This is a genomic window from Chryseobacterium flavum, from assembly GCF_003385595.1.
GTDB lineage: Bacteria > Bacteroidota > Bacteroidia > Flavobacteriales > Weeksellaceae > Chryseobacterium > Chryseobacterium flavum.
This window is the reverse complement of record NZ_QNUE01000002.1, coordinates 49,354-69,839: the sequence shown is the minus strand read 5'-3', so window position 1 is coordinate 69,839 and position 20,486 is coordinate 49,354. Positions and strand designations below refer to the sequence as shown.

Annotated in this window: 26 protein-coding genes; 23 read left to right on the top strand and 3 right to left on the bottom strand. The window is 35.2% G+C overall.

What is annotated here, in order from left to right:
• Positions 1-13: 13 nt before the first annotated feature.
• The 12 genes from rplR (at position 14) to rplQ (ending at position 6,333) form a co-directional block, all read left to right on the top strand.
• On the top strand, positions 14-367 hold the full coding sequence (gene rplR, locus DRF59_RS02410; RefSeq protein ID WP_066695967.1) for a 50S ribosomal protein L18: 354 nt from the start codon (positions 14-16) through the stop codon (positions 365-367).
• A gap of 19 nt (positions 368-386) precedes the next feature.
• Positions 387-908, top strand: a complete 522-nt coding sequence (gene rpsE, locus DRF59_RS02405) for a 30S ribosomal protein S5 (RefSeq protein ID WP_042721505.1) — start codon at positions 387-389, stop codon at positions 906-908.
• An 11-nt stretch (positions 909-919) separates the two neighbouring features.
• On the top strand, positions 920-1,096 hold the full coding sequence (gene rpmD / locus DRF59_RS02400; protein WP_029297759.1) for a 50S ribosomal protein L30: 177 nt from the start codon (positions 920-922) through the stop codon (positions 1,094-1,096).
• A gap of 21 nt (positions 1,097-1,117) precedes the next feature.
• Positions 1,118-1,567, top strand: a complete 450-nt coding sequence (gene rplO / locus DRF59_RS02395) for a 50S ribosomal protein L15 (protein WP_115956711.1) — start codon at positions 1,118-1,120, stop codon at positions 1,565-1,567.
• Between the two features lie 9 nt (positions 1,568-1,576).
• Entirely contained in the window at positions 1,577-2,956 is a 1,380-nt protein-coding gene (gene secY, locus DRF59_RS02390) for a preprotein translocase subunit SecY (RefSeq protein ID WP_002983253.1), read from the top strand.
• A gap of 3 nt (positions 2,957-2,959) precedes the next feature.
• Positions 2,960-3,175, top strand: a complete 216-nt coding sequence (gene infA / locus DRF59_RS02385; protein ID WP_002983257.1) for a translation initiation factor IF-1 — start codon at positions 2,960-2,962, stop codon at positions 3,173-3,175.
• 61 nt (positions 3,176-3,236) lie between these two features.
• Positions 3,237-3,353 (top strand): 50S ribosomal protein L36, encoded by a 117-nt coding sequence (rpmJ, locus tag DRF59_RS02380; RefSeq protein WP_007839480.1) that lies wholly within the window; start codon positions 3,237-3,239, stop codon positions 3,351-3,353.
• A gap of 9 nt (positions 3,354-3,362) precedes the next feature.
• Complete coding sequence (rpsM, locus tag DRF59_RS02375) at positions 3,363-3,740, top strand: 30S ribosomal protein S13 (RefSeq protein WP_002983260.1); 378 nt, start codon at positions 3,363-3,365, stop codon at positions 3,738-3,740.
• A gap of 12 nt (positions 3,741-3,752) precedes the next feature.
• Positions 3,753-4,142 (top strand): 30S ribosomal protein S11, encoded by a 390-nt coding sequence (gene rpsK, locus DRF59_RS02370; protein WP_002983263.1) that lies wholly within the window; start codon positions 3,753-3,755, stop codon positions 4,140-4,142.
• Between the two features lie 19 nt (positions 4,143-4,161).
• A complete protein-coding gene (rpsD, locus tag DRF59_RS02365) occupies positions 4,162-4,770 on the top strand; it encodes a 30S ribosomal protein S4 (protein WP_115956710.1) in 609 nt (202 codons plus the stop codon).
• Positions 4,771-4,803: 33 nt separating this feature from the next.
• A complete protein-coding gene (locus DRF59_RS02360) occupies positions 4,804-5,799 on the top strand; it encodes a DNA-directed RNA polymerase subunit alpha (protein ID WP_115956709.1) in 996 nt (331 codons plus the stop codon).
• A gap of 6 nt (positions 5,800-5,805) precedes the next feature.
• Positions 5,806-6,333 carry a 50S ribosomal protein L17 gene (gene rplQ, locus DRF59_RS02355; RefSeq protein ID WP_062650893.1) on the top strand — a complete coding sequence of 176 codons (528 nt, stop codon included), beginning with the start codon at positions 5,806-5,808 and terminating at the stop codon, positions 6,331-6,333.
• Between the two features lie 131 nt (positions 6,334-6,464).
• Here the strand turns inward: rplQ and DRF59_RS02350 are convergent, their stop codons facing one another.
• Entirely contained in the window at positions 6,465-6,899 is a 435-nt protein-coding gene (locus tag DRF59_RS02350) for a hypothetical protein (protein WP_115956708.1), read from the bottom strand.
• A gap of 369 nt (positions 6,900-7,268) precedes the next feature.
• Here DRF59_RS02350 and DRF59_RS02345 point away from each other — a divergent pair, with 369 nt between their 5' ends.
• From DRF59_RS02345 to DRF59_RS02320, 5 genes are all read left to right on the top strand, one after another.
• Positions 7,269-7,901, top strand: a complete 633-nt coding sequence (locus DRF59_RS02345) for a response regulator transcription factor (protein ID WP_115956707.1) — start codon at positions 7,269-7,271, stop codon at positions 7,899-7,901.
• Between the two features lie 6 nt (positions 7,902-7,907).
• Positions 7,908-8,693, top strand: coding sequence for a hypothetical protein (locus DRF59_RS02340; RefSeq protein ID WP_115956706.1), 786 nt, complete (start codon positions 7,908-7,910; stop codon positions 8,691-8,693).
• Positions 8,694-9,337: 644 nt separating this feature from the next.
• Positions 9,338-10,156, top strand: coding sequence for a sensor histidine kinase (locus DRF59_RS02330; protein WP_115956704.1), 819 nt, complete (start codon positions 9,338-9,340; stop codon positions 10,154-10,156).
• Positions 10,157-10,261: 105 nt separating this feature from the next.
• Positions 10,262-11,554 carry a phosphopyruvate hydratase gene (gene eno / locus DRF59_RS02325; RefSeq protein ID WP_115956703.1) on the top strand — a complete coding sequence of 431 codons (1,293 nt, stop codon included), beginning with the start codon at positions 10,262-10,264 and terminating at the stop codon, positions 11,552-11,554.
• Between the two features lie 81 nt (positions 11,555-11,635).
• The gene (locus tag DRF59_RS02320) at positions 11,636-12,922 is read left to right on the top strand and encodes a citrate synthase (protein WP_115956702.1); all 1,287 of its coding nucleotides are present in this window, start codon (positions 11,636-11,638) and stop codon (positions 12,920-12,922) included.
• A 45-nt stretch (positions 12,923-12,967) separates the two neighbouring features.
• Here the strand turns inward: DRF59_RS02320 and DRF59_RS02315 are convergent, their stop codons facing one another.
• Positions 12,968-13,786 carry an alpha/beta hydrolase gene (locus DRF59_RS02315; RefSeq protein WP_115956701.1) on the bottom strand — a complete coding sequence of 273 codons (819 nt, stop codon included), beginning with the start codon at positions 13,784-13,786 and terminating at the stop codon, positions 12,968-12,970.
• A 75-nt stretch (positions 13,787-13,861) separates the two neighbouring features.
• Between DRF59_RS02315 and DRF59_RS02310 the strand changes: the two genes are divergently transcribed.
• The 3 genes from DRF59_RS02310 (at position 13,862) to DRF59_RS02300 (ending at position 17,714) form a co-directional block, all read left to right on the top strand.
• Positions 13,862-14,239: a winged helix-turn-helix transcriptional regulator gene (locus DRF59_RS02310; RefSeq protein WP_115956700.1), complete on the top strand. Its 378-nt coding sequence runs from the start codon at positions 13,862-13,864 to the stop codon at positions 14,237-14,239.
• Positions 14,240-14,397: 158 nt separating this feature from the next.
• Positions 14,398-15,459, top strand: a complete 1,062-nt coding sequence (locus DRF59_RS02305; RefSeq protein ID WP_115956699.1) for a helix-turn-helix domain-containing protein — start codon at positions 14,398-14,400, stop codon at positions 15,457-15,459.
• Between the two features lie 80 nt (positions 15,460-15,539).
• Positions 15,540-17,714 carry a TonB-dependent receptor domain-containing protein gene (locus DRF59_RS02300; RefSeq protein WP_115956698.1) on the top strand — a complete coding sequence of 725 codons (2,175 nt, stop codon included), beginning with the start codon at positions 15,540-15,542 and terminating at the stop codon, positions 17,712-17,714.
• Between the two features lie 36 nt (positions 17,715-17,750).
• On the opposite strand, the gene DRF59_RS20685 is transcribed toward DRF59_RS02300, so the two are convergent.
• Complete coding sequence (locus tag DRF59_RS20685) at positions 17,751-17,915, bottom strand: hypothetical protein (RefSeq protein ID WP_157967428.1); 165 nt, start codon at positions 17,913-17,915, stop codon at positions 17,751-17,753.
• 290 nt (positions 17,916-18,205) lie between these two features.
• On the opposite strand from DRF59_RS20685, the gene DRF59_RS02295 reads away from it, so the two are divergent.
• The 3 genes from DRF59_RS02295 to DRF59_RS02285 all read left to right on the top strand — a co-directional run bounded on the left by DRF59_RS02295 (position 18,206) and on the right by DRF59_RS02285 (position 20,484).
• The gene (locus DRF59_RS02295) at positions 18,206-19,120 is read left to right on the top strand and encodes a dimethylarginine dimethylaminohydrolase family protein (protein ID WP_115956697.1); all 915 of its coding nucleotides are present in this window, start codon (positions 18,206-18,208) and stop codon (positions 19,118-19,120) included.
• Positions 19,121-19,185: 65 nt separating this feature from the next.
• Positions 19,186-20,109 (top strand): citrulline utilization hydrolase CtlX, encoded by a 924-nt coding sequence (ctlX, locus tag DRF59_RS02290; RefSeq protein ID WP_115956696.1) that lies wholly within the window; start codon positions 19,186-19,188, stop codon positions 20,107-20,109.
• Positions 20,110-20,124: 15 nt separating this feature from the next.
• Complete coding sequence (locus tag DRF59_RS02285; protein WP_115956695.1) at positions 20,125-20,484, top strand: S-adenosylmethionine decarboxylase family protein; 360 nt, start codon at positions 20,125-20,127, stop codon at positions 20,482-20,484.
• The last annotated feature ends 2 nt before the right edge of the window (positions 20,485-20,486 follow it).

Below are 20,486 nucleotides of genomic sequence, written 5' to 3'. Positions count from 1 at the left end.
AATTATAAGTATTATGGCATTAAGTAAATTAGAAAAAAGAATAAGAATCAAAAGAAGAGTAAGAGGAAAAATCTCTGGTTCTTCTGAATTGCCAAGATTATCTGTATATAAAAGTAATAAGGAAATTTACGCTCAGTTAATCGACGATAAAAATGGTAAAACTTTAGTATCAGCTTCTTCCAGAGAGAAAGGTGTTGACGCTAAAGGTACTAAGACAGAAGTTTCTACAGCTGTTGGTAAAGCTATCGCTGCTAAAGCTATCGCTGCAGGAATCGAAAATATTGTATTTGACAGAAACGGATTCGTATATCACGGTAGAGTAAAAGCTCTAGCTGATGGTGCGAGAGAAGGAGGACTTAAATTCTAATCATTAAATTTCGGAAAATATGTTAGGACTAGATAATATAGAAAGAGTAAAACCGGGAGGATTAGAATTAAAAGATCGTCTCGTAGCTGTTAACAGAGTAACAAAAGTAACAAAAGGAGGTAGAGCTTTCGGATTTTCTGCTATCGTTGTAGTAGGAAATGAAGAAGGTGTTATCGGTTTTGGTTTAGGAAAATCTAAAGAGGTTGCTTCTGCAATTGCTAAAGCTGTTGAAGATGCTAAGAAAAATCTTGTGAAAGTTCCTGTAATGAACCACACTATTCCTCACCAGACTACTGCCAGATACGGTGGTGCAGATATCTTCTTAAGACCTGCTTCTCACGGTACAGGGCTTATCGCAGGTGGTGCGGTAAGAGCAGTATTGGAATCTGCTGGTATTCACGATATCCTTTCAAAATCTAAAGGATCTTCTAACCCTCACAACGTAGTGAAAGCTACTTTCAAAGCGTTATTGGATATCAGAAGACCTGAAGAAATCGCTAGAATGAGAGGAGTTTCTCTAAGTAAAGTGTTTAACGGTTAATAATTAAAACAATGGCAACAATTAAAGTAAAGCAAGTAAGAAGCGCTATTGGTAGAACAAAAACCCAAAAGAGAACGCTTGAAGCATTAGGATTAAAGAAACTTCACCAAGTTGTAGAACATGAAGCTACTCCTTCTATCTTAGGAATGATAGCTGCAGTGAGCCACTTACTTGAAGTTCAAAAATAATTTTAAAAAAGAGAAATTAAAATGAATTTAAATAACATAAAACCTGCTGCAGGATCTACTTTCAACTCAAAAAGAATTGGTAGAGGTCAAGGTAGTGGAAAAGGAGGTACTTCAACAAAAGGACACAAAGGTCAGAAATCTAGAGCTGGTTATTCTCAGAAAATCGGTTTTGAAGGAGGTCAGATGCCTTTACAAAGAAGATTGCCTAAATTCGGATTCAAAAACGTAAACAGAAAAGAGTTTAGAGGAGTTAACCTTGATACTATTCAAACTTTAATCGAGAACAAATCCATCACCGGAGATATCACGAAAGAAGTTTTAATTGAAAACGGGATAATTTCTAAAAACGAATTAGTGAAAATTATGGGTAGAGGAGAATTGAAATCTGCGGTTTCAATCTCTGCTGACAAATTCACTAAATCTGCTGAAGAGCTTATTGCTAAAGCAGGTGGAAAAGCAATTACCTTATAATACTTACTAATGAAAGAATTTATACAAACCCTTAAAAATATTTGGAGCCTAAAGGAATTAAGAGATAAAATTCTCTTTACGTTAGGTATTATCCTTGTGTATAGATTCGCATCTTATATTTCACTTCCTGCAATTAACCTTGCGGAGGTGGGAGATCTCTTAGAGCATTATAAAAATCAAGGCGGTAACAAGCAAGGAGCAGGTCTCCTTGGCTTGCTTTCGTCGTTTACGGGGGGAGCTTTCAGCCACGCTTCCGTAATGGCGTTAGGAATCATGCCTTATATTTCTGCTTCTATTATTGTTCAGTTGATGGGGATGGCTATTCCTTATCTTCAGAAGCTTCAGAAAGATGGAGAGTCAGGTAGAAATACATTGAACCAAATTACAAGATGGTTAACAATCGGAGTTTGTCTGGTACAGGCACCTTCTTACTTAACTTCTATTACTCAATTATTCTTACCATATGCTCAGTTCCAGTCTGCATATTATGTAGAGCCTAATTCAATCATGTTCTGGTTACCAAGTATTGTTATCCTGGTTGCCGGTTCAGTGTTTGCAATGTGGCTGGGTGAAAAGATTACCGATAAAGGAATCGGAAATGGTATCTCTATCCTGATTATGGTGGGGATCCTTTCAAGATTACCTGAGGCATTCGTACAGGAAATGGCCGTGCAGAACGGAAAAGGAGGAATGGGATCAATCATGATCCTTATTGAAGTATTATTCTGGATGCTGGTAGTTCTTTTGGCAGTAATACTATCTGTTGCTGTCAGAAAAATTCCGATTCAGTATGTAAGCAGAGCTCAAGCAAGAGGAGGTGTAAACAGAAATCTTATGCAGGGAGCGAGACAATGGATTCCATTGAAAGTAAATGCTGCTGGTGTAATGCCGATTATCTTTGCCCAGGCATTGATGTTCGTACCAGGATTATTAACAAAATTCGATGAATCAAATACTTTTCTTGCTGGTTTCAAGAATGTTTTTAGCTGGCAGTACAATGTATTGTTTGCGCTATTAATTATTATCTTCTCATTTTTCTATACTGCGATTACAATTCCGGTAAACCAGATGGCTGATGATTTAAAGAGAAACGGAGGTTTAGTACCGAAAGTAAGACCCGGAAAAGAGACCGCTGATTATTTAGATGATATTTTATCAAAAATTACCTTGCCAGGTGCAATTTTTTTATCTATCTTTGCAGTCCTTCCAGCAATTGTGCATGGAAGCTTTGTTCAGACAGATGCGTTTGCCCTGTTTTTCGGGGGAACGTCCCTATTAATTATGGTGGGTGTAATTTTAGATACAGTTCAACAGATTAATACATATCTGCTGAACCATCACTATGATGGCTTAATGCAGTCTAAATTATCAAGAACGACTGGATATTAATTTATGGCAAAACAAAAACATATTGAACAGGATGGCGTGATCGTGGAAGCACTTTCGAACGCCATGTTCCGTGTAGAGTTGGAAAATGGGCATATACTTATTGCTCATATCTCCGGCAAAATGAGAATGCATTATATTAAACTTTTACCTGGTGATAAGGTAAAACTAGAAATGTCTCCCTATGATTTAACAAAAGGGAGAATCACATTTAGATATTAAACAATAGCCAAATGGAACAAGCATTCCATTTGGCATTTGTTAAAAAATAAATACTATCAAAATGAAAGTAAGAGCATCAATTAAAAAAAGAAGTGCTGATTGCAAAATTGTACGCAGAAAAGGTGTACTTTTCGTAATCAACAAGAAGAACCCAAAATTTAAACAAAGACAAGGTTAACATTAAATTATGGCGAGAATTGCAGGTATTGATTTACCAAAAAACAAAAGAGGTGTTATCGGTTTAACTTACATCTACGGAGTAGGAAGAAGTACTTCTTCTGAAATCCTTAAAGCTGCCGGTATCAGCGAAGACAAGAAAGTCAACGAATGGAATGACGATGAATTGGCTGCAATCAGAACATATATCTCTGAAAACGTTAAAGTAGAAGGAGAATTGAGATCTGAAGTGCAATTGAACATCAAGAGATTGATGGACATAGGATGCCAACGAGGAATACGTCACAGACTTGGATTACCTTTAAGAGGCCAGAGAACGAAAAACAACTCTAGAACACGTAAAGGGAAGAGAAAAACTGTTGCTAACAAGAAAAAAGCTAGTAAATAATCGTTAGGAATTATGGCAAAACAAACTAAAGTAGTTAAAAAAAGAAAAGTAAAAGTAGAGGCAATTGGTGAAGCTCACATCCAAGCGTCTTTCAATAATATTATTATTTCTTTGACAAATAAAAACGGAGAAGTAATTTCTTGGGCATCTGCCGGTAAAATGGGATTCAGAGGTTCTAAAAAGAATACTCCTTTCGCTGCTCAAATGGCAGCAGAAAATTGCTCTGCTGTAGCTCACGAAGCTGGACTAAGAAGAGTAAAGGTGTTTGTGAAAGGTCCTGGTGCAGGTAGAGAATCTGCAATCAGATCTATCCACAATTCAGGAATTGAAGTTAGCGAAATCATTGATGTGACTCCAATGCCACACAATGGATGTAGACCACCAAAAAGAAGAAGAGTTTAATTTTTAGAATTTACCCATTATGGCAAGATATATTGGACCTAAAACTAAGATTGCTAGAAAGTTTGGTGCTGCAATCTACGGAGATGATAAAAACTTCGAAAAAAGAAAGAACCAACCGCCAGGACAACACGGTCCTAACAAGAGAAGAGGTGCTAAAAAATCAGAATATGCAGTTCAGTTAGCTGAAAAACAAAAAGCTAAATATACGTATGGTATTTTAGAAAGACAGTTTGCAAACTTATTCGATAAAGCACACAGAAGTAAGGGTGTAACAGGTGAAGTTCTATTACAACTTTGCGAATCCAGATTGGATAACGTAGTATACAGATTAGGTTTTGCTAAAACAAGATCTGCTGCTAGACAATTAGTTTCTCACAGACACATTACTGTGAACGGAGAACTGGTAAACATTCCATCTTATTTGCTTAAAGCTGGTGATGTAATCGCTGTAAGAGAAAAGTCTAAGTCTCTTGAAGTTGTTACCAATGCATTGGCTTCTAAGTCAAACTATGAGTGGTTACAATTCAACGATGAGAAGAAAGAAGGTACTTTCGTTTCTGCTCCTGAAAGAATCCAGATACCGGAGGACATTAAGGAACAGCTTATCGTCGAACTTTACTCTAAATAATTTTTTAATCAAATTTTTGCTCAACCCAATAATATGGCAATTTTACAATTCATAAAACCCGATAAAGTAATTTTACTTAACTCTGATGAATTTAAAGGTCAATTTGAATTCAGACCTTTAGAACCAGGTTTCGGGCTTACAATCGGTAATGCTTTGAGAAGAGTGTTGCTTTCTTCTCTGGAAGGATACGCTATTTCATCTATCAAAATAGAAGGTGTAGAGCACGAATTTTCAACTATTCCAGGAGTAATCGAAGATGTTACCGAAATTATTCTTAACCTTAAACAAGTAAGATTAAAAGCTGTAGCAGAAAACCAGGCTAACGAGCAGGTAGTTGCTAAGGTTTCAGGTCAAACGGTTATTACTGCTGGTGATTTAGGAAAGTCTATCAACGGATTTGAGGTTCTAAACCCGGATTTACTGATCTGCAACCTAAACAGTGATGTAACTTTCGAAATTACTTTCAATATTGAAAAAGGTAGAGGGTATGTTCCTTCAGAACAAAATAAGTCAAACAATGCTCCTGTAGGAACTATTGCTATTGACTCTATTTTCACGCCAATCAAGAAAGTACAATACAGCATTGAAAATTATCGTGTAGAGCAAAAAACAGACTACGAAAAACTTGTATTAGATATAGAAACTGATGGCTCTATCAGCCCTCAGAATGCTTTAACTGAAGCTTCTAAGATATTAATTTATCACTTCATGTTATTCTCTGATGAGAGAATCACACTTGAAACTGAAGCTGTAAAAGCATCTATCCAATACGATGAAGAAACTCTTCACACAAGACAATTACTTAAGTCTAAATTAGCAGATATGGATCTTTCAGTAAGAGCCCTTAACTGTCTGAAAGCAGCTGAAGTAGAAACTCTTGGAGAATTGGTTTCTTACAGTAAGTCTGATTTGATGAAATTCAGAAATTTTGGTAAAAAATCTTTGACAGAACTAGAAGAATTAGTGCATTCAAAAGGTCTTAACTTCGGTTTCGACGTTGCAAAATATAAGTTAGACGCTGATAAATAATTAATAATGAGACACGGTAAAAAATTCAATCACTTAGGAAGAACAGCTTCTCACAGAAGTGCCTTACTTTCTAATATGGCTTGTTCTCTAATTGAGCATAAAAGAATCAACACTACTGTAGCTAAAGCTAAAGCTTTAAGAGTATATGTTGAGCCTCTATTAACAAAAGCAAAAGAAGATACTACACATAACAGAAGAGTAGTATTCTCTTACCTTCAAAATAAATTTGCGGTTGCTGAATTATTCAGAACTGTAGCTCCTAAAATCGCTGAAAGAAACGGTGGTTATACAAGAATCATCAAGACAGGATTCAGACCAGGTGATGCTGCTGATACTGCTCTTATCGAATTGGTAGATTTCAATGAGCTTTACAACCCTAATGCTGAAGAGAAAAAAGCTACAAGAAGAAGCAGAAGATCTACGACTGCTAAAAAAGCAGAAGCAGTAGTTGCTGAAGCTCCAAAAGCAGAAGAGAAAGTTGAAGAGCCTAAGGCTGAAGCAGCTGATTCTGCTGAAGAAAAAACTGAGGAATAAGATTCATTCAGAGATAAATAAAAACCATCCAGATTCTGGATGGTTTTTTTTGTATTAGCTATCGGATAAGAGATAAAACTATTTTTCTCATTAATAGAAAAACGCCCGATTATGTGGACGTTTTCTGCATTTTATATCTTAGTTCTTTTCAGCTCAATAATATTATCACCCTGTTCCAGATGGAGACTGTCTCCTTTTACTCTTGCAGTCATATCATCTTTTTTGTAAATGGTTTCATCACCTTTTGTTTCTGCTTTCGGAAGTGTAAATGTTTTCTTATTGCTGGTGATGGCTACAGTACTTTCTTTTGGATCATTTTTAAAGACTACTTTTACCAGTGTCCCGTCCGTTGCTTTATAAACAAAGTCTGTTTTTACAAATTTATTCCCGTTAATATCTGTGATTGTTGAGCTTTGAGTTACTGAGTCAATTTTTCCATTCGTATCTGTAACCAGTGTTTCTGAACTATCTGTTTTAATAACACTTTTATTCCCGCTTTCATTTTTCTTACAGCTTATTGCTGTTAATACAAGTACTGCACTAAGTACGGAGAGACCTTTTTTCATGATTATATTATTTGATATTTAATATTAATTTTTGTTTTGAAAATTTTACAAAAATCATGCCTTACCATATGGGAAATTTTCAAGAATATTCAAGTGTGATCCTCTTTTTGCTGTGTTTCTAAAAAAGATATATAAATTCATTTAAATTGACCTGATCATGATCATTTCAAATAAGGGTTGATTTTGATGCAGTATTGTCACTTATTTACTGTTTTCCTTTTTATATTGAAATTAATTCAGATAAATATTTATTTTGAATGTAAAATTGATTAAATTTAATAAAACTAAAGACTGAAAATTCAAAATTACACAAACAGGTAATTGATTTTGCTTTAGTTTCTGCTGAAATTTGTTACAAACAAAAGTCTCATGAGTATTTCAATAGCTATAGTGGAGGATGAAAAGAACTACAACAATGCGTTGAAGAAAGTTATTAATTATCAAAATGACATGAAGGTAATTGCACAGTTCTTTGATGGAAGTGATGCTTTGAGAAATCTGCCGGACATTGCACCGGATGTTGTTATGATGGATATTCAGCTTCAGGATATGTTGGGGATTGAAATCATTGAAAAACTCAAAAAAGAAATGCAGGGAACCCAATTTATCATGTGTACCAGTTTTGAAGATGACGAAAAAATATTTAACTCTTTAAAAGCTGGCGCTATGGGATATCTGGTTAAAGGGGAAAGCATGGATAAAATTCTTGCCTCCATACGGGATGTATACAATGGCGGGGCTCCAATGAGCTTTTCCATTGCCCGGAGGGTTTTGAGCCATTTTGAAAGGGTTCTTCCGGAAATCAAAGACTTTGATGAGCTGACAGCACGTGAGAAAGAAATACTTGAACTGTTATCACAGGGACTGTTGTACAAGGAAATAGCCGATAAGGTCTTTATCAGTATAGATACTGTAAAAAAGCATGTAGGCAATATCTACAGAAAGCTACATGTAAGTAATAAAGTGGAAGCAATAAATAAACTAAACCAATTAAAAAACTAATTCATCATGGAAAATTCAAATCAAACCCATCAGGAAACTGTTGAAAAAAGAACTTCAATCGCACATGGACCGATTGGTAATAAATTTGATATTTTAACAGAAGGGCAGGAGTTTATAGAAGTTGATCATATTGTAGCGGAAAGTTTTATTAGTAACTCTCAAAAAGGTATGCTGCAAATGATGAGGGAGAAAAATCTGAACTTTAATGCCAATGGGATTTATGAAATCAAATACCCGCTTCTGGAAAATCTGTTTAAAAAGATGCTTCAGATAGATGCTAAATATTTAAAATTTAGTCTGGTGGAAATTAACAGGAAGAATCATAATGTGTATCTTCAGCCGAATTTTGAACAGGATAACCTTATTTATTTTGCGGTTTCATTAGAAGATCAAACTGAAAGGACTATTGATGGGCATAACTATTTAATACTCAATACAGATGATGTCCTGGAGAATTTGAGAATTTCAGATGAGACCCTGACGATTTATAAAACAGCCTATAAAAACAGATATCTTAATGAATTAAATAAGTATTTTCCTAATAATGGAAAAGGTAATACGGTTACCATCTCCTATCATTTCCGTGATCTGGCCAATATGTTGAGTCATGTTTGTGATAAGTACCTTATCTATTTATGTGAAATAAGTGATGTAATGGCAGTTATTAAACAGAATAACCTCAGATTATCAACGGTGGTTTACAGTACATACTACGAGTTCAGGGAAAAGCAGCTTACCATGGTATCATATTCCGGTGAACGGTATTTTGACATGGGATCACTATATCCGTAAAAAATGATTCTGCAGATATTATATTTGGCGGTTCTTCTCATAGATGCTGTGAAATCCATAATTTTAGCTGGAAAGAAAGGCCTTTCCAGCCAAAATTTTTTGGCTGTATTCTTATTCGTGTCTCTCTGTCTCGAACTTTACGGGCATTACAAAATTTATATAGGGGAGTTTGATTTTGCCGGCTTATTTAATTATTACAGTATTTTCATGATTGTATTTTTTTACAGGTATTATTCTGTGATCTTTCCAGGAGAATTAAAAAAAATTTCATTATATATTACTATTGCTGTTCTTGTCTATATTGGACTGTTTGTTAAATTCTATGATGAAAACTACCAAAATGAACTGGGGCTGTTAGTTTGTTTTTATTTTATATTAAATGTTCTTGTATGGCTTTATATCAGGTTAAAAAAATTTGATGAAACTAAAATTATTGATGATCCCCATTTCTGGATATCGTGTGGATTATTATTTTGGAGTATTTTTTTTGTTTTCAGATCCATTCCCATGTTTTTTCTTAAAGATAATGATCCCGCCTTTTTACAGATTTTAAAAAATATACAATACTGTGTGAATATTGCTATGTATAGTATGTTTTACGTTGCCCTGAGAAAATTTGGAAAATCAGCAATAAAGAAAATACAATGAGCCAACTGCCAGATACAATCAGATTAACTTATATTATTGCGGCTGTTTTGTTGATAACCTTTGTCATATTTGTTGTTTTGATAGTCATCTTATACAATAAAAAACAACTGTTTTACATTCAGCAGCAACGGCTTAAAGAAGCAGAGTACAAAAACCAGCTTCTTCAGAAGGAACTTGAAAAGCAAAAATTAATAGAGAAGGAAAGAGAGCGGATTTCCCATGATATGCACGATGATCTTGGAGCTGGAATTTCAGCATTGAAACTTCAGGCTGAATTTTTGAAACAAAAAGCAAACAATAGTGATCTGGATAATGATATAGAAGAACTTTTAAAAACTTCTGAAGAAATGAATATCTCTATGCGGGAAATGTTGTGGAGTTTGAATTCAGGAAATGATACTCTTGGGAATTTTATTGATTATGCATTATTGTATACCAGGAACTTTTTAAAGAAAACTGAAATCACAGTGTATTCTGAAAGCGAAGATATTGTTTCTGAAACATCAGTTTCCACAGAGCTGAGGCGCTGTCTTTTTTTATGTTTAAAAGAAGCCGTTAATAATATATATAAACACAGCCATGCCAGTTTCCTAAAGCTCTCGTTTTCCCAAAACCAGAATATATTTTCCATGGAAATATCAGATAATGGAACTGGCATTCCTGAAGGGCAGCTGCCTGGAAATGGTCTTAGAAATATGAAGCGGAGAATAGAGGAGCAGGGAGGAGAATTTTGGAGTTTATCTGAAAATACCGGGACCGGTCTGTTTTTTAAAATCAATATAATTTCAAAGGATAAAATTAATGATTTATCATAATATGGATTAACTATAATTTAACGTGGAATTATTTCAAAAAGATCCGCTGAAATACGCCTGAAAGTTAAATTTTGATTAAATTTGTCTAAACTAAAAAAATAAAAAATGAGTGCAATTTCTTACATAGAAGCAAGACAAATTTTGGATTCCAGAGGTAATCCTACTATTGAAGTGGATGTATTTACAGAAAACGGAGCAATGGGGCGTGCTGCAGTTCCTTCAGGAGCATCAACTGGAGAGCATGAAGCAGTAGAACTGCGTGACGGAGGTTCAGAATATTTAGGAAAAGGAGTTCTGAAAGCTGTTGAAAATGTAAAAGAAGTAATTGCAGAAAATTTAGTTGGACAGCCGGTTTTTGAACAAAACTATATTGATCAGATTATGATCGATCTTGATGGAACAGCAAATAAAGGAAATCTTGGAGCGAATGCGATCCTTGGTGTTTCTCTGGCTGTAGCAAAAGCAGCAGCAGCAGAATTGGGAATGCCATTATATAAGTATATAGGAGGAGTAAATGCCAATACACTTCCCGTTCCAATGATGAATGTAATTAATGGAGGGTCTCACTCCGACGCTCCTATTGCTTTTCAGGAATTTATGATTATGCCGGTTAAGGCAGATTCTTTTTCTCATGCATTAAGAAAAGGAACTGAAATTTTTCACAACTTAAAATCAATTCTTAAAGGAAGAGGTCTTTCTACAGCAGTAGGAGATGAAGGAGGTTTTGCTCCAACTTTCAACGGAACAGAAGATGCTTTGGATACTTTACTTCAGGCAATCGAAAAAGCAGGATATAAGCCTGGTGATGATATCATGCTGGCATTAGACTGCGCTGCTTCAGAATTCTATAAAGATGGAACTTATGACTACAGGAAATTCGAAGGAGAAAAGGGTGCTCACAGATCAAGAGAAGAACAGGTTTCTTACCTTGCAGAACTGGCAGCTAAATATCCGATTATTTCTATCGAGGATGGAATGCAGGAGAATGACTGGGAAGGCTGGAAAATGCTAACAGATAAAATTGGTGACAGAGTACAGTTGGTAGGTGACGATTTATTTGTAACAAATGTTGAAAGATTATCAAGAGGTGTAAAAGAAGGAATAGCAAACTCTATCCTTGTAAAAGTAAACCAGATCGGCTCTCTTTCCGAAACAATGGCAGCTGTGCAAATGGCTCAGAACAATAAATTTACTTCAGTAATGTCTCACAGATCAGGAGAAACTGAAGATGCTACAATTGCTGACCTGGCTGTTGCAATGAATTGCGGTCAGATTAAAACGGGGTCTGCTTCCAGATCAGACAGAATGGCGAAATATAACCAACTTTTAAGAATCGAAGAAGCATTAGGCGAAACAGCTATTTTCCCTGGATTAGAGGCTTTCAAGATAAAAAGATAATTGAATCTATAAATAACGGCAAGCGATATTTTTTGTTTGCCGTATTTTATGGAAAGTAGTATATTTAAAAAAAAATAAATAATGTCAGACAACAAAGTAATATTGAATTACGACGGTAATTCATATGAATATCCAATTGTGGATAGTACTATCGGAGACAGAGGGATTGATATTTCAAAATTAAGAGACCAGACAGGTTTAATCACTCTGGATTTAGGTTACAAAAATACAGGAGCTACCATTAGCGACATCACTTACTTAGACGGAGATAAAGGAGAATTATTCTACAGAGGTTATCCAATCGAGCAGATTGCTGAAAAATCTAACTTTACGGAAGTAATGTATCTTTTATTACATGGAGAATTGCCTAATCAGGATCAGTATACTTCTTTCGAGAACAATATAAAAAAATATAACTTTATTGCAGACGAGATGAAAAAAATCATCGACGTTTTCCCTCGTTCTGCTCACCCTATGGGAGTTTTATCTTCTTTAACTTCTGCTTTGACTGCTTTCAACCCGAAGGCCGTTAACGTAAACTCTAAAGAAGAAATGGATCATGCTGCTGAACTTATGATTGCTAAGTTCTCTCACCTTTGCGCATGGACTTATAGAAAAACTCAAGGTTTACCATTAAACCACGGGGATAACAACTTAAACTATGTAGAGAACTTCTACAAAATGGCATTCAGATTACCAAACGCTGATTTCGAAATTGATCCGGTAGTTGTTGATGCTTTAGATAAATTATTAATTCTACACGCTGACCACGAACAAAACTGTTCTACTTCTACAGTAAGAATGGTAGGTTCTGCCCACACAGGTCTGTTCGCTTCTATTTCTGCAGGAGTATCTGCTCTTTGGGGACCTCTTCACGGGGGAGCTAACCAGGCTGTAATCGAAATGCTTGAATTAATCGAAAAAGATGGTGGAGATGTAGCTAAATATGTAGCAAAAGCTAAAGATAAAAATGATAGTTTCCGTTTAATGGGCTTCGGACACAGAGTTTACAAAAACTTCGACCCAAGAGCAAAAATTATCAAAAAAGCTGCTGATGATATCCTTACAGCATTAGGAATTCAGGATAAAGCGCTTGATATCGCTATGCAGTTAGAAAGAGTAGCACTTGAAGATGAATACTTCGTAGAAAGAAAACTATATCCAAACGTAGATTTCTATTCAGGTATTATCTACAGAGCATTAGGAATTCCTACAGAAATGTTTACTGTTATGTTTGCATTAGGAAGATTACCGGGATGGATTTCTCAATGGAAAGAAATGAGACTGAAAGGAGATCCGATCGGAAGACCAAGACAGGTATACCAAGGTGCTCAGAAAAGAGACTATATCGACATCGCAAACAGATAATCTTATTATCATCATATTAAAATCCCAAAGCTTGCTTTGGGATTTTTATTTAAAATGTTCTTTGAAAAATATAAAATGATACTGAACAGATTTTTTCCAATATTCTGTATTATGATCTCCCGGTTGTGAAATGAATGTAACAGGAATTTTTAAGCGCTCGGCCTGATCTTTAATCTCAATGGTAGCGGGATAAAGAATATCTTCTGTTCCGCAATCTATAAGAAAAGGTTTTCCTGTATTATAGGTTTTTAAAAGATTGGAAATACTGTACTGGCTCCATTCTGTTGGTACTCCTAATGCGTGAGACAAATCCCTGATGATCCTTTTCGTCTTGAAGAATGTAAAACTTGCGTTAGTCAGGGTTTTCAAATCTAAAGAAAATGCACCACTTGTACTCCCTGCAGTATTAAAATAATCCTGATGGAGAAGAAAATACCGTATTGCCCCATACCCGCCCATGCTCAGGCCACTGATAAAAATGTTTTTCCTGTCAATATTGAAACGGGCATGAACTTCAGGAACCAGCTTTTTAAAAAAGAAATCCTCAGCTCTTGATCCTTTATCATAAGGACTGTTTAAATACCATGTTACAAATCCGTCAGGACATACAATGATTGCTTTATACTGGTCAGCAAGTTGCTGAAGATCTGTTGTCCGTGACCATTGCCTGTAATTCTCACTATATCCGTGGAGTAAGTACACCAGTGGATATTGTGTACGCTGATCATAAGTATCAGGCTTAAAAACTAAAACGGTATCAGCTTTGGAAAGAAATTCAGATTCTAAAATCCATTTTTCCTGAGCTTTGAACAAAGACAGTCCGGTAACTATACTAATAATCAGTAAGATATTTTTTGTGTTCATATTTTTGTATTTTAGTGTAAATTTCCGCAAGCTATTTGCGAATTGCAATAACTAACAAAATTGTGAGTCTTAATTATGAGAAAAGAAACTTCAACCAATGCGGCAAACGAGCAGTTTTTGTTTGGTATTTGTGAACTGAACTCAGCAGTAAGTATCATCAGCGGACGTTGGAAGTCACAGATTATTTATTCGATATCAGAGGGGAATAACAGGTTTCATCTTTTAAAGAAAGAATTGCCTAATATTTCTGAACAGGTTTTAGGAAGACAGCTAAAGGAATTGGAAACCCATAAAATTATCATTAAAAAAGAAATTCCCGATACCATTCCCGCAGGAATTGAGTATATACTGACAAACAAAGGGGAAGACCTTATCCCAATTCTGAAAAACTTATGTGAATGGGGTAAAGAATATGCGGATGGAAAAGAGATAATGATCTGCAATATTTCTTAGAAAAAAAAATATATGTTGCTGAAATTGAATTCAATAATTTATTAATTTTACTTTTATGAAATTATCGGTAGCTCAAAGCCGGATCATTAATCATCAGGCATTATAAAAAACAATGCACCATTTATTTCATTATATAGAAAATAAATAACTAAATTATCATGACTTTCGGACAACAGATGCTATTTTTCTTCAGTGCAGTAGGAGCATTCAATGGACTTCTGCTGGGCATTTATCTGCTGTTTGTTAAAAAACTGAAATACCTCCCGGATTTTTTCCTTGGACTTCTTTTGCTGATGCTGAGCACCAGAGTAGGAATTGCTGTATGCATTTACTTTTACCCTGATTTGCCAAGAATTATTCCGCATTTGGGGCTTTCAGCCTTATTTTTTACCGGGCCGGCGCTGTATTATTATGTGAGATCTTCCTTCCAGCAGGAGCAGTTTGATTGGAAGAGCTGCCAGAAATGGTTTGGAATACTAACATTAATTTTAGGAGCTGTTGGTTTACTATATCTGCTTTTTCCTGTTACATGGGAACATTATTTTGGAACCTTTATTTATACCGTTTGGTCAATATTTATATTTCTTACAGTTTACCAGTACTATAGCTTTTCAAGGCAAAATCATAAGAACCCAAACAAATTTGTTCTTCCGGTACTGATCAGCAATGTGGTTATCTTTCTCACGTACCAACTGATTTCAACAGGCTGGGTGCAGATATACTGTGCGGGAGGAAGTCTGGTATTTTCTTTCGTGCTGTATGCCAACTTTTTGATTTTATTCAATAAAAAATATCAACAATTTCCGGTAAAAGAAGCTGGAAAGTACTCTAATAGAAAAATTTCCGAAGAACAGGCGGGTAGCTTTTCCTCCAGATTAGAACGCCTGATGAATACTGAAGAGCTCTATAAAAATCCTAATCTGAAATTAAGCGACCTGGCATCAAGAATGAATATTTCTGCCCATCAGCTTTCCCAGCTGCTGAATGATAATCTGGGTAAAAGTTTTTCTACCTATATCAATGAATACCGGATTAAGGAAGCCTGTGAAAAGATAGAAAATGGCTCTTATCTGAAAATTGAAGAGATAGGATATGAGGTAGGATTTAATTCTAAATCGACTTTCTTTTCGACGTTCAAGAAAGTTAAAAATACAACACCTCTTTTGTATAAACAATCTCAAACCTTTCCTGAAACCAGGTTTCAGAGTTCAAATTTATAATTCAGTACTGCGGAATTTTAATTTCAAAACCGCTTTTTTACACCAAGCCAATACTTTTGATTTCATAAAATTTAAAATCTATGATCATCAAATTATGGCTATTTCTGCTTCTGTTGTTTTTGTCGATTTTCGGAAAAGCACAGGAAACTGCTAAAGGAAAAGTTTCGGATTCTCTTGCTGAAACAAGATCTTCAACAACGAATATTTCAGAAGTTATTATTCAGTCAGCCCCACGAAAAATAAAACTGAATGAAGGTAACCTTGTATTATCTGTGGCTGGAAATAAAGACTTTAAAACCTCTACTCACCTTCTTGATGTTTTAAGAAAAACACCTGGTGTTACAGTAGATCAGGAAGGTGGAATTTTTATTGGAGGAAGAATCACTCCTGCCGTTTTTATTGATGGGAAACCAGTTGTTATGAGCAGTGAGGAGCTGCAGGCTTATTTAAGGTCCTTAGTCCCCGAAATGGTAGACTCTGTGGAAGTGAATACCAATCCATCCTCTAAATATGATGCAGAATTTAAAGGGATTATCGATATTAAACTGAAAAAGAATGTCAGTCTTGGATGGAAAGCAAGCTATAATGGTAATATATACGTTAATAAATTCAACTATCGGGAAAATGCGTTCAGTATATCTTATCATACAGGCAAAGTGACATACAATTTGCAAGCAGGCTATAATGAAGGAATTTCAACCTACCGTTATCATGCCTTGCAACGGTTAGCCAATACCAATATCATGCGTACCCAAACGTATCAGGAAGATTTTGGAAAAGCTTACAATCTTCAGGCAGGGGCAGACTTCAGGCTAAATGATAAAAACAGATTTGGTATCAGTCTGAGAGGAAATTTTCGGAATAATGACCGAATACGTAGCGGATCACTTTATACAACAGACAAAAGTGAAACTCTGGTAGTATTGAATACCGCCAGTGAAAACCCTACAGATTACTCTCAGGATAACTATGGGATGACAACCGATTATTCTTTCCAGAATAAGGGATTTAAGCTTGGCTTTTTAGGAAATTATCTTTCAGTTAAAAATAAACAAAATGATGATTTTATCAATAGAGACCAGGATGCTACTGATGTTTTATCATATTGGAAATCTGACCTGATTAATAAAATTAATATTTTTACAGCACAGATTGATGCATCTCAGAGAATAAATAATATAGATATTGAAGCAGGTTTTAAATACAGTCATTCAGATACGAATAATAATATCAGGTATGACACATTATCTGTTGGTAGTCAGTTTGTTTTCGACCCTACAAGAAGCAATGTATTTTCGTATAAAGAAAAAGTATGGGCCGGTTATCTGACATTCAGACAAAAAATGGGTAATCTTCAGATCAATGCAGGATTAAGATTTGAAAACACAAACAGTATTTCCAATGCTATTACTGTAGATTCTGTGGTTTCCAGAAACTATCTGAAATGGCTGCCGTCTTTAAGTGCGAGCTACATTTTTAATAAGTCCAGTGAATTTTCTCTTTCCTACAGCAGAAAAATAACGAGACCGGCTTTTTCACAGCTTAATCCGTTTCGGTTTTATTTCAGTCCATTAAACTATTGGATAGGGAATCCATACCTGTTGCCTTCCTTTACCAGCCAGATTAAAGCAACCTATCGTTATAAAAAATGGGTGACAAGCTTTACCATTGGGAAAGAAAAAGATGTTATGACACGGTATCCCCTTTACAATCCGCAGACAAATGTACTGGAATATTTGGGAACGAATCTTCCATACCGGAATTTTGCTATGTTGGAAACAAGCTTTCCGGTCAGAGTTACAAAATGGTGGAATATCACCAGTCAGATTGCAGGATATTATAATTATGAATTCAGACCTTATCTGGATGAGGTTTTTGCATTAAATATTTACAATTATGAAGTGAGACTCAATCAGGTATTCTCACTTCCAAGAGAATATACGGTAAATGTTTTTGTCAATTATGAATCAAAAACAGGAAACAGTCTCTACATTATTAAACCACGGTATACCGTAGATGTATCAATACAGAAGTCGTGGTTTGATAATAAACTGAACACGAAGATCGGCTTTAATAATCTTCTCGATTCTTATGAACAGCGATTAGAATTCCGGCATAAACAGATCATGGATAATCGTTTTACACACTGGTGGGACAGTAGCAGGTTGGTATTTTCACTCAGTTATAACATCGGAAGTTCAAAATACCATGTAAAAGAAATCCAGAAGACGGAAGAAGAAAACAGAACAAGATAAGAAAACCTGCTTGAGAAGCAGGTTTTCGTCTTTTTATTAAGGACACATACATCTGTCGCATGTCCAGATATAGCAATTTCCTGCATCATCCCATTCACAGCATCTTTTACCTGTTGAGATTCCTATACCTCCTAAAACGGTTTTCTGTTGATCTCTTCCTAATTTTTTCGCATTTTTCAGCGTTGGATTGTTCTTGTTCATGATTTTGTTGTTTTGATGTTAAATAGCTAAGTTTAAATTATAATTTCGCGAAAACTATATCACTAATGTATGAAAATATTTTTATTGCAACAATTTTTTTTAATTCATATGTAGATGGAAGAGAGTAAGTTGTAGATGCTTTTTTTAATTCGTTCTTAAAGTTTGCATTAATAAACGGATGGTACAAAAAAGACAAAAAAAGGTATTAAATCAAAATCAGTATATAAAATAATCCAAAAGTTTTACAGATAGCGACCTTTACTTATATTTGTAGTATTGCATAAATCTTTATGAGACTAAACATTAAAAATGAAACGGGAAGGCTGAAGTCAGTAGTTCTAGGCCAGCCTAATTCGCTGGGACCTGTTCCCACATTAGAAGAAAGTTATGACGCCAAGTCATATTATTCAATCGAACATAATATTTATCCTAAAGAAGAGGATATCATCAATGAAATGAACGCTTTTGAGGCCGTTTTAAAAAAGTATGATGTTGAAGTACTTCGTCCAAGCATCATTAAGGATTATAATCAGGTATTCTCCAGAGATGTCGCTTTTGTAATTGATGATAAAATGATCATTTCCAATGTAATTGCTGACAGAGCGGATGAGCAGGAGGCATACAAAAGTGTTTTTGAAAAAGTAGCCTGGAGAAAGATTATCAATCTTCCGGAAACAGCACATATTGAAGGGGGAGATGTGATCGTATGGGATGACTTCCTTTTCATTGGAACTTGCTTTAGTGAAGATTACAGAAACTATAAAACGGCAAGAACCAATGAATATGCTATTGAAATTTTAAAAGAATATTTTCCGAAGAAAAGAATTATTGACCTTGAGCTAAAGAAGAACGATAAAGTTCCGTTTGAAGGAATTCTGCATCTGGACTGTACATTCAACCCGGTAGGAAAGGATAAATGTATCATCTATAAAAACGGATTTGTAGATGAAAGCGATTATCGTTTAATCATTGATATTTTTGGGGAGGAAAACTGTTTTCATATTAACGATGAAGAAATGTTTGAAATGTTTCCTAATATTTTTTCTATTTCTCCTGAAGTTGTTGTTTCTGACAAGGCATTTACAAGAATGAACAATCATTTAAGAGATGTATGGGGAATGACAGTAGAAGAAATACCATACCGTGAGATCTCTAAAATGGGAGGTTTACTAAGATGTTCTACCATGCCGCTTGTAAGGGAGTAGGGCCGGAAGTTTAGAATTGGGGAAATTTACTAATCTTCAATCTTTTAATTTTTTAAATCACAAAAATGCAAACAACAGATACCGTATTAATGATAGAACCGATTGCATTCGGTTACAACGCTGAAACAGCGAAAAACAATTATTTTCAGGTTGAGCAGACCGGATCAGATATCCAGTCAAAAGCTTTAGCCGAATTCAATACTTTTGTCGGAAAACTGAGAGACAAAGGAATCAATGTTATTACAATAAAAGATACATTGGATCCTCACACACCGGATTCTATTTTTCCTAATAACTGGGTAAGTTTCCATAAAGACGGAAAGGTGGTTTTATATCCGATGTTCGCTTCCAACAGAAGAGTGGAAAGAAGAGAAGATATTATTGAAAGTATCAAAGATCAGGGATTTGAAGTTACTGAAATTGATGACTGGTCATTTTCTGAAACCCAGGGACATTTCCTGGAAGGAACCGGAAGTATGATTTTTGATCATGATAATAAAATTGCTTACGGATCCGTTTCGCTGAGACTGGATGAAAACCTGTTCAGGGAATTCTGTAAAAAATATGGGTTTACTCCTGTTGTTTTCCATTCATACCAGACCGTAGGGACTGAAAGGCTTCCTATTTATCACACCAATGTAATGATGTGTGTGGCTGATAAGTTTGTTGTAATATGCCTTGACTGTATTGATGATGAACTGGAAAGAGAAAAGGTAATTGAAACAATTAAGAACTCAGGAAAGGAGATTATTGAAATTTCGGAGGATCAGATGCAGCAGTTTGCAGGAAATATGCTTCAGGTTCAGAATAAAGAAGGAGAAAAGTTCCTGATTATGAGTGAAACGGCTTACCGTTCATTAGTACCGGGACAAGTAGCTGCTATTGAAAAATACTGTGAAATTATATACTCTGATCTTACAACTATTGAAGTAAATGGAGGAGGAAGTGCAAGGTGTATGCTTGCTGAAGTTTTTCTTCCGAAAAAATAATATATTTACAAAAAATTGAACCCATTATCAAGTAAAGGTTTACATATTCTTCTGACTTTGGAAACAGAGTCAGAAGATTTGTTATTAGACAGCAAAGGCTTTCTGGCATTTACAGAAGAAATTCTGAAAATCAAAGAAGTGGAAATTGTAGGAATAACCAATCATATTTTTGAGAATGATAGTTTTACTTCCGCAGTGATTCTGAAAGAGTCTCACCTTTGTATCCATACGTGGCCGGAATTTAAACAGCTTACTTTTGATATTTTCCTTTGTAATTACATGCAGGACAATACCGCAAAAGTAGAAAAGATTGCAGATGAGGTTGTTCAGTATTTTAAAGCTAATACCATTCAAAAACACAAAATTTACAGATAAAA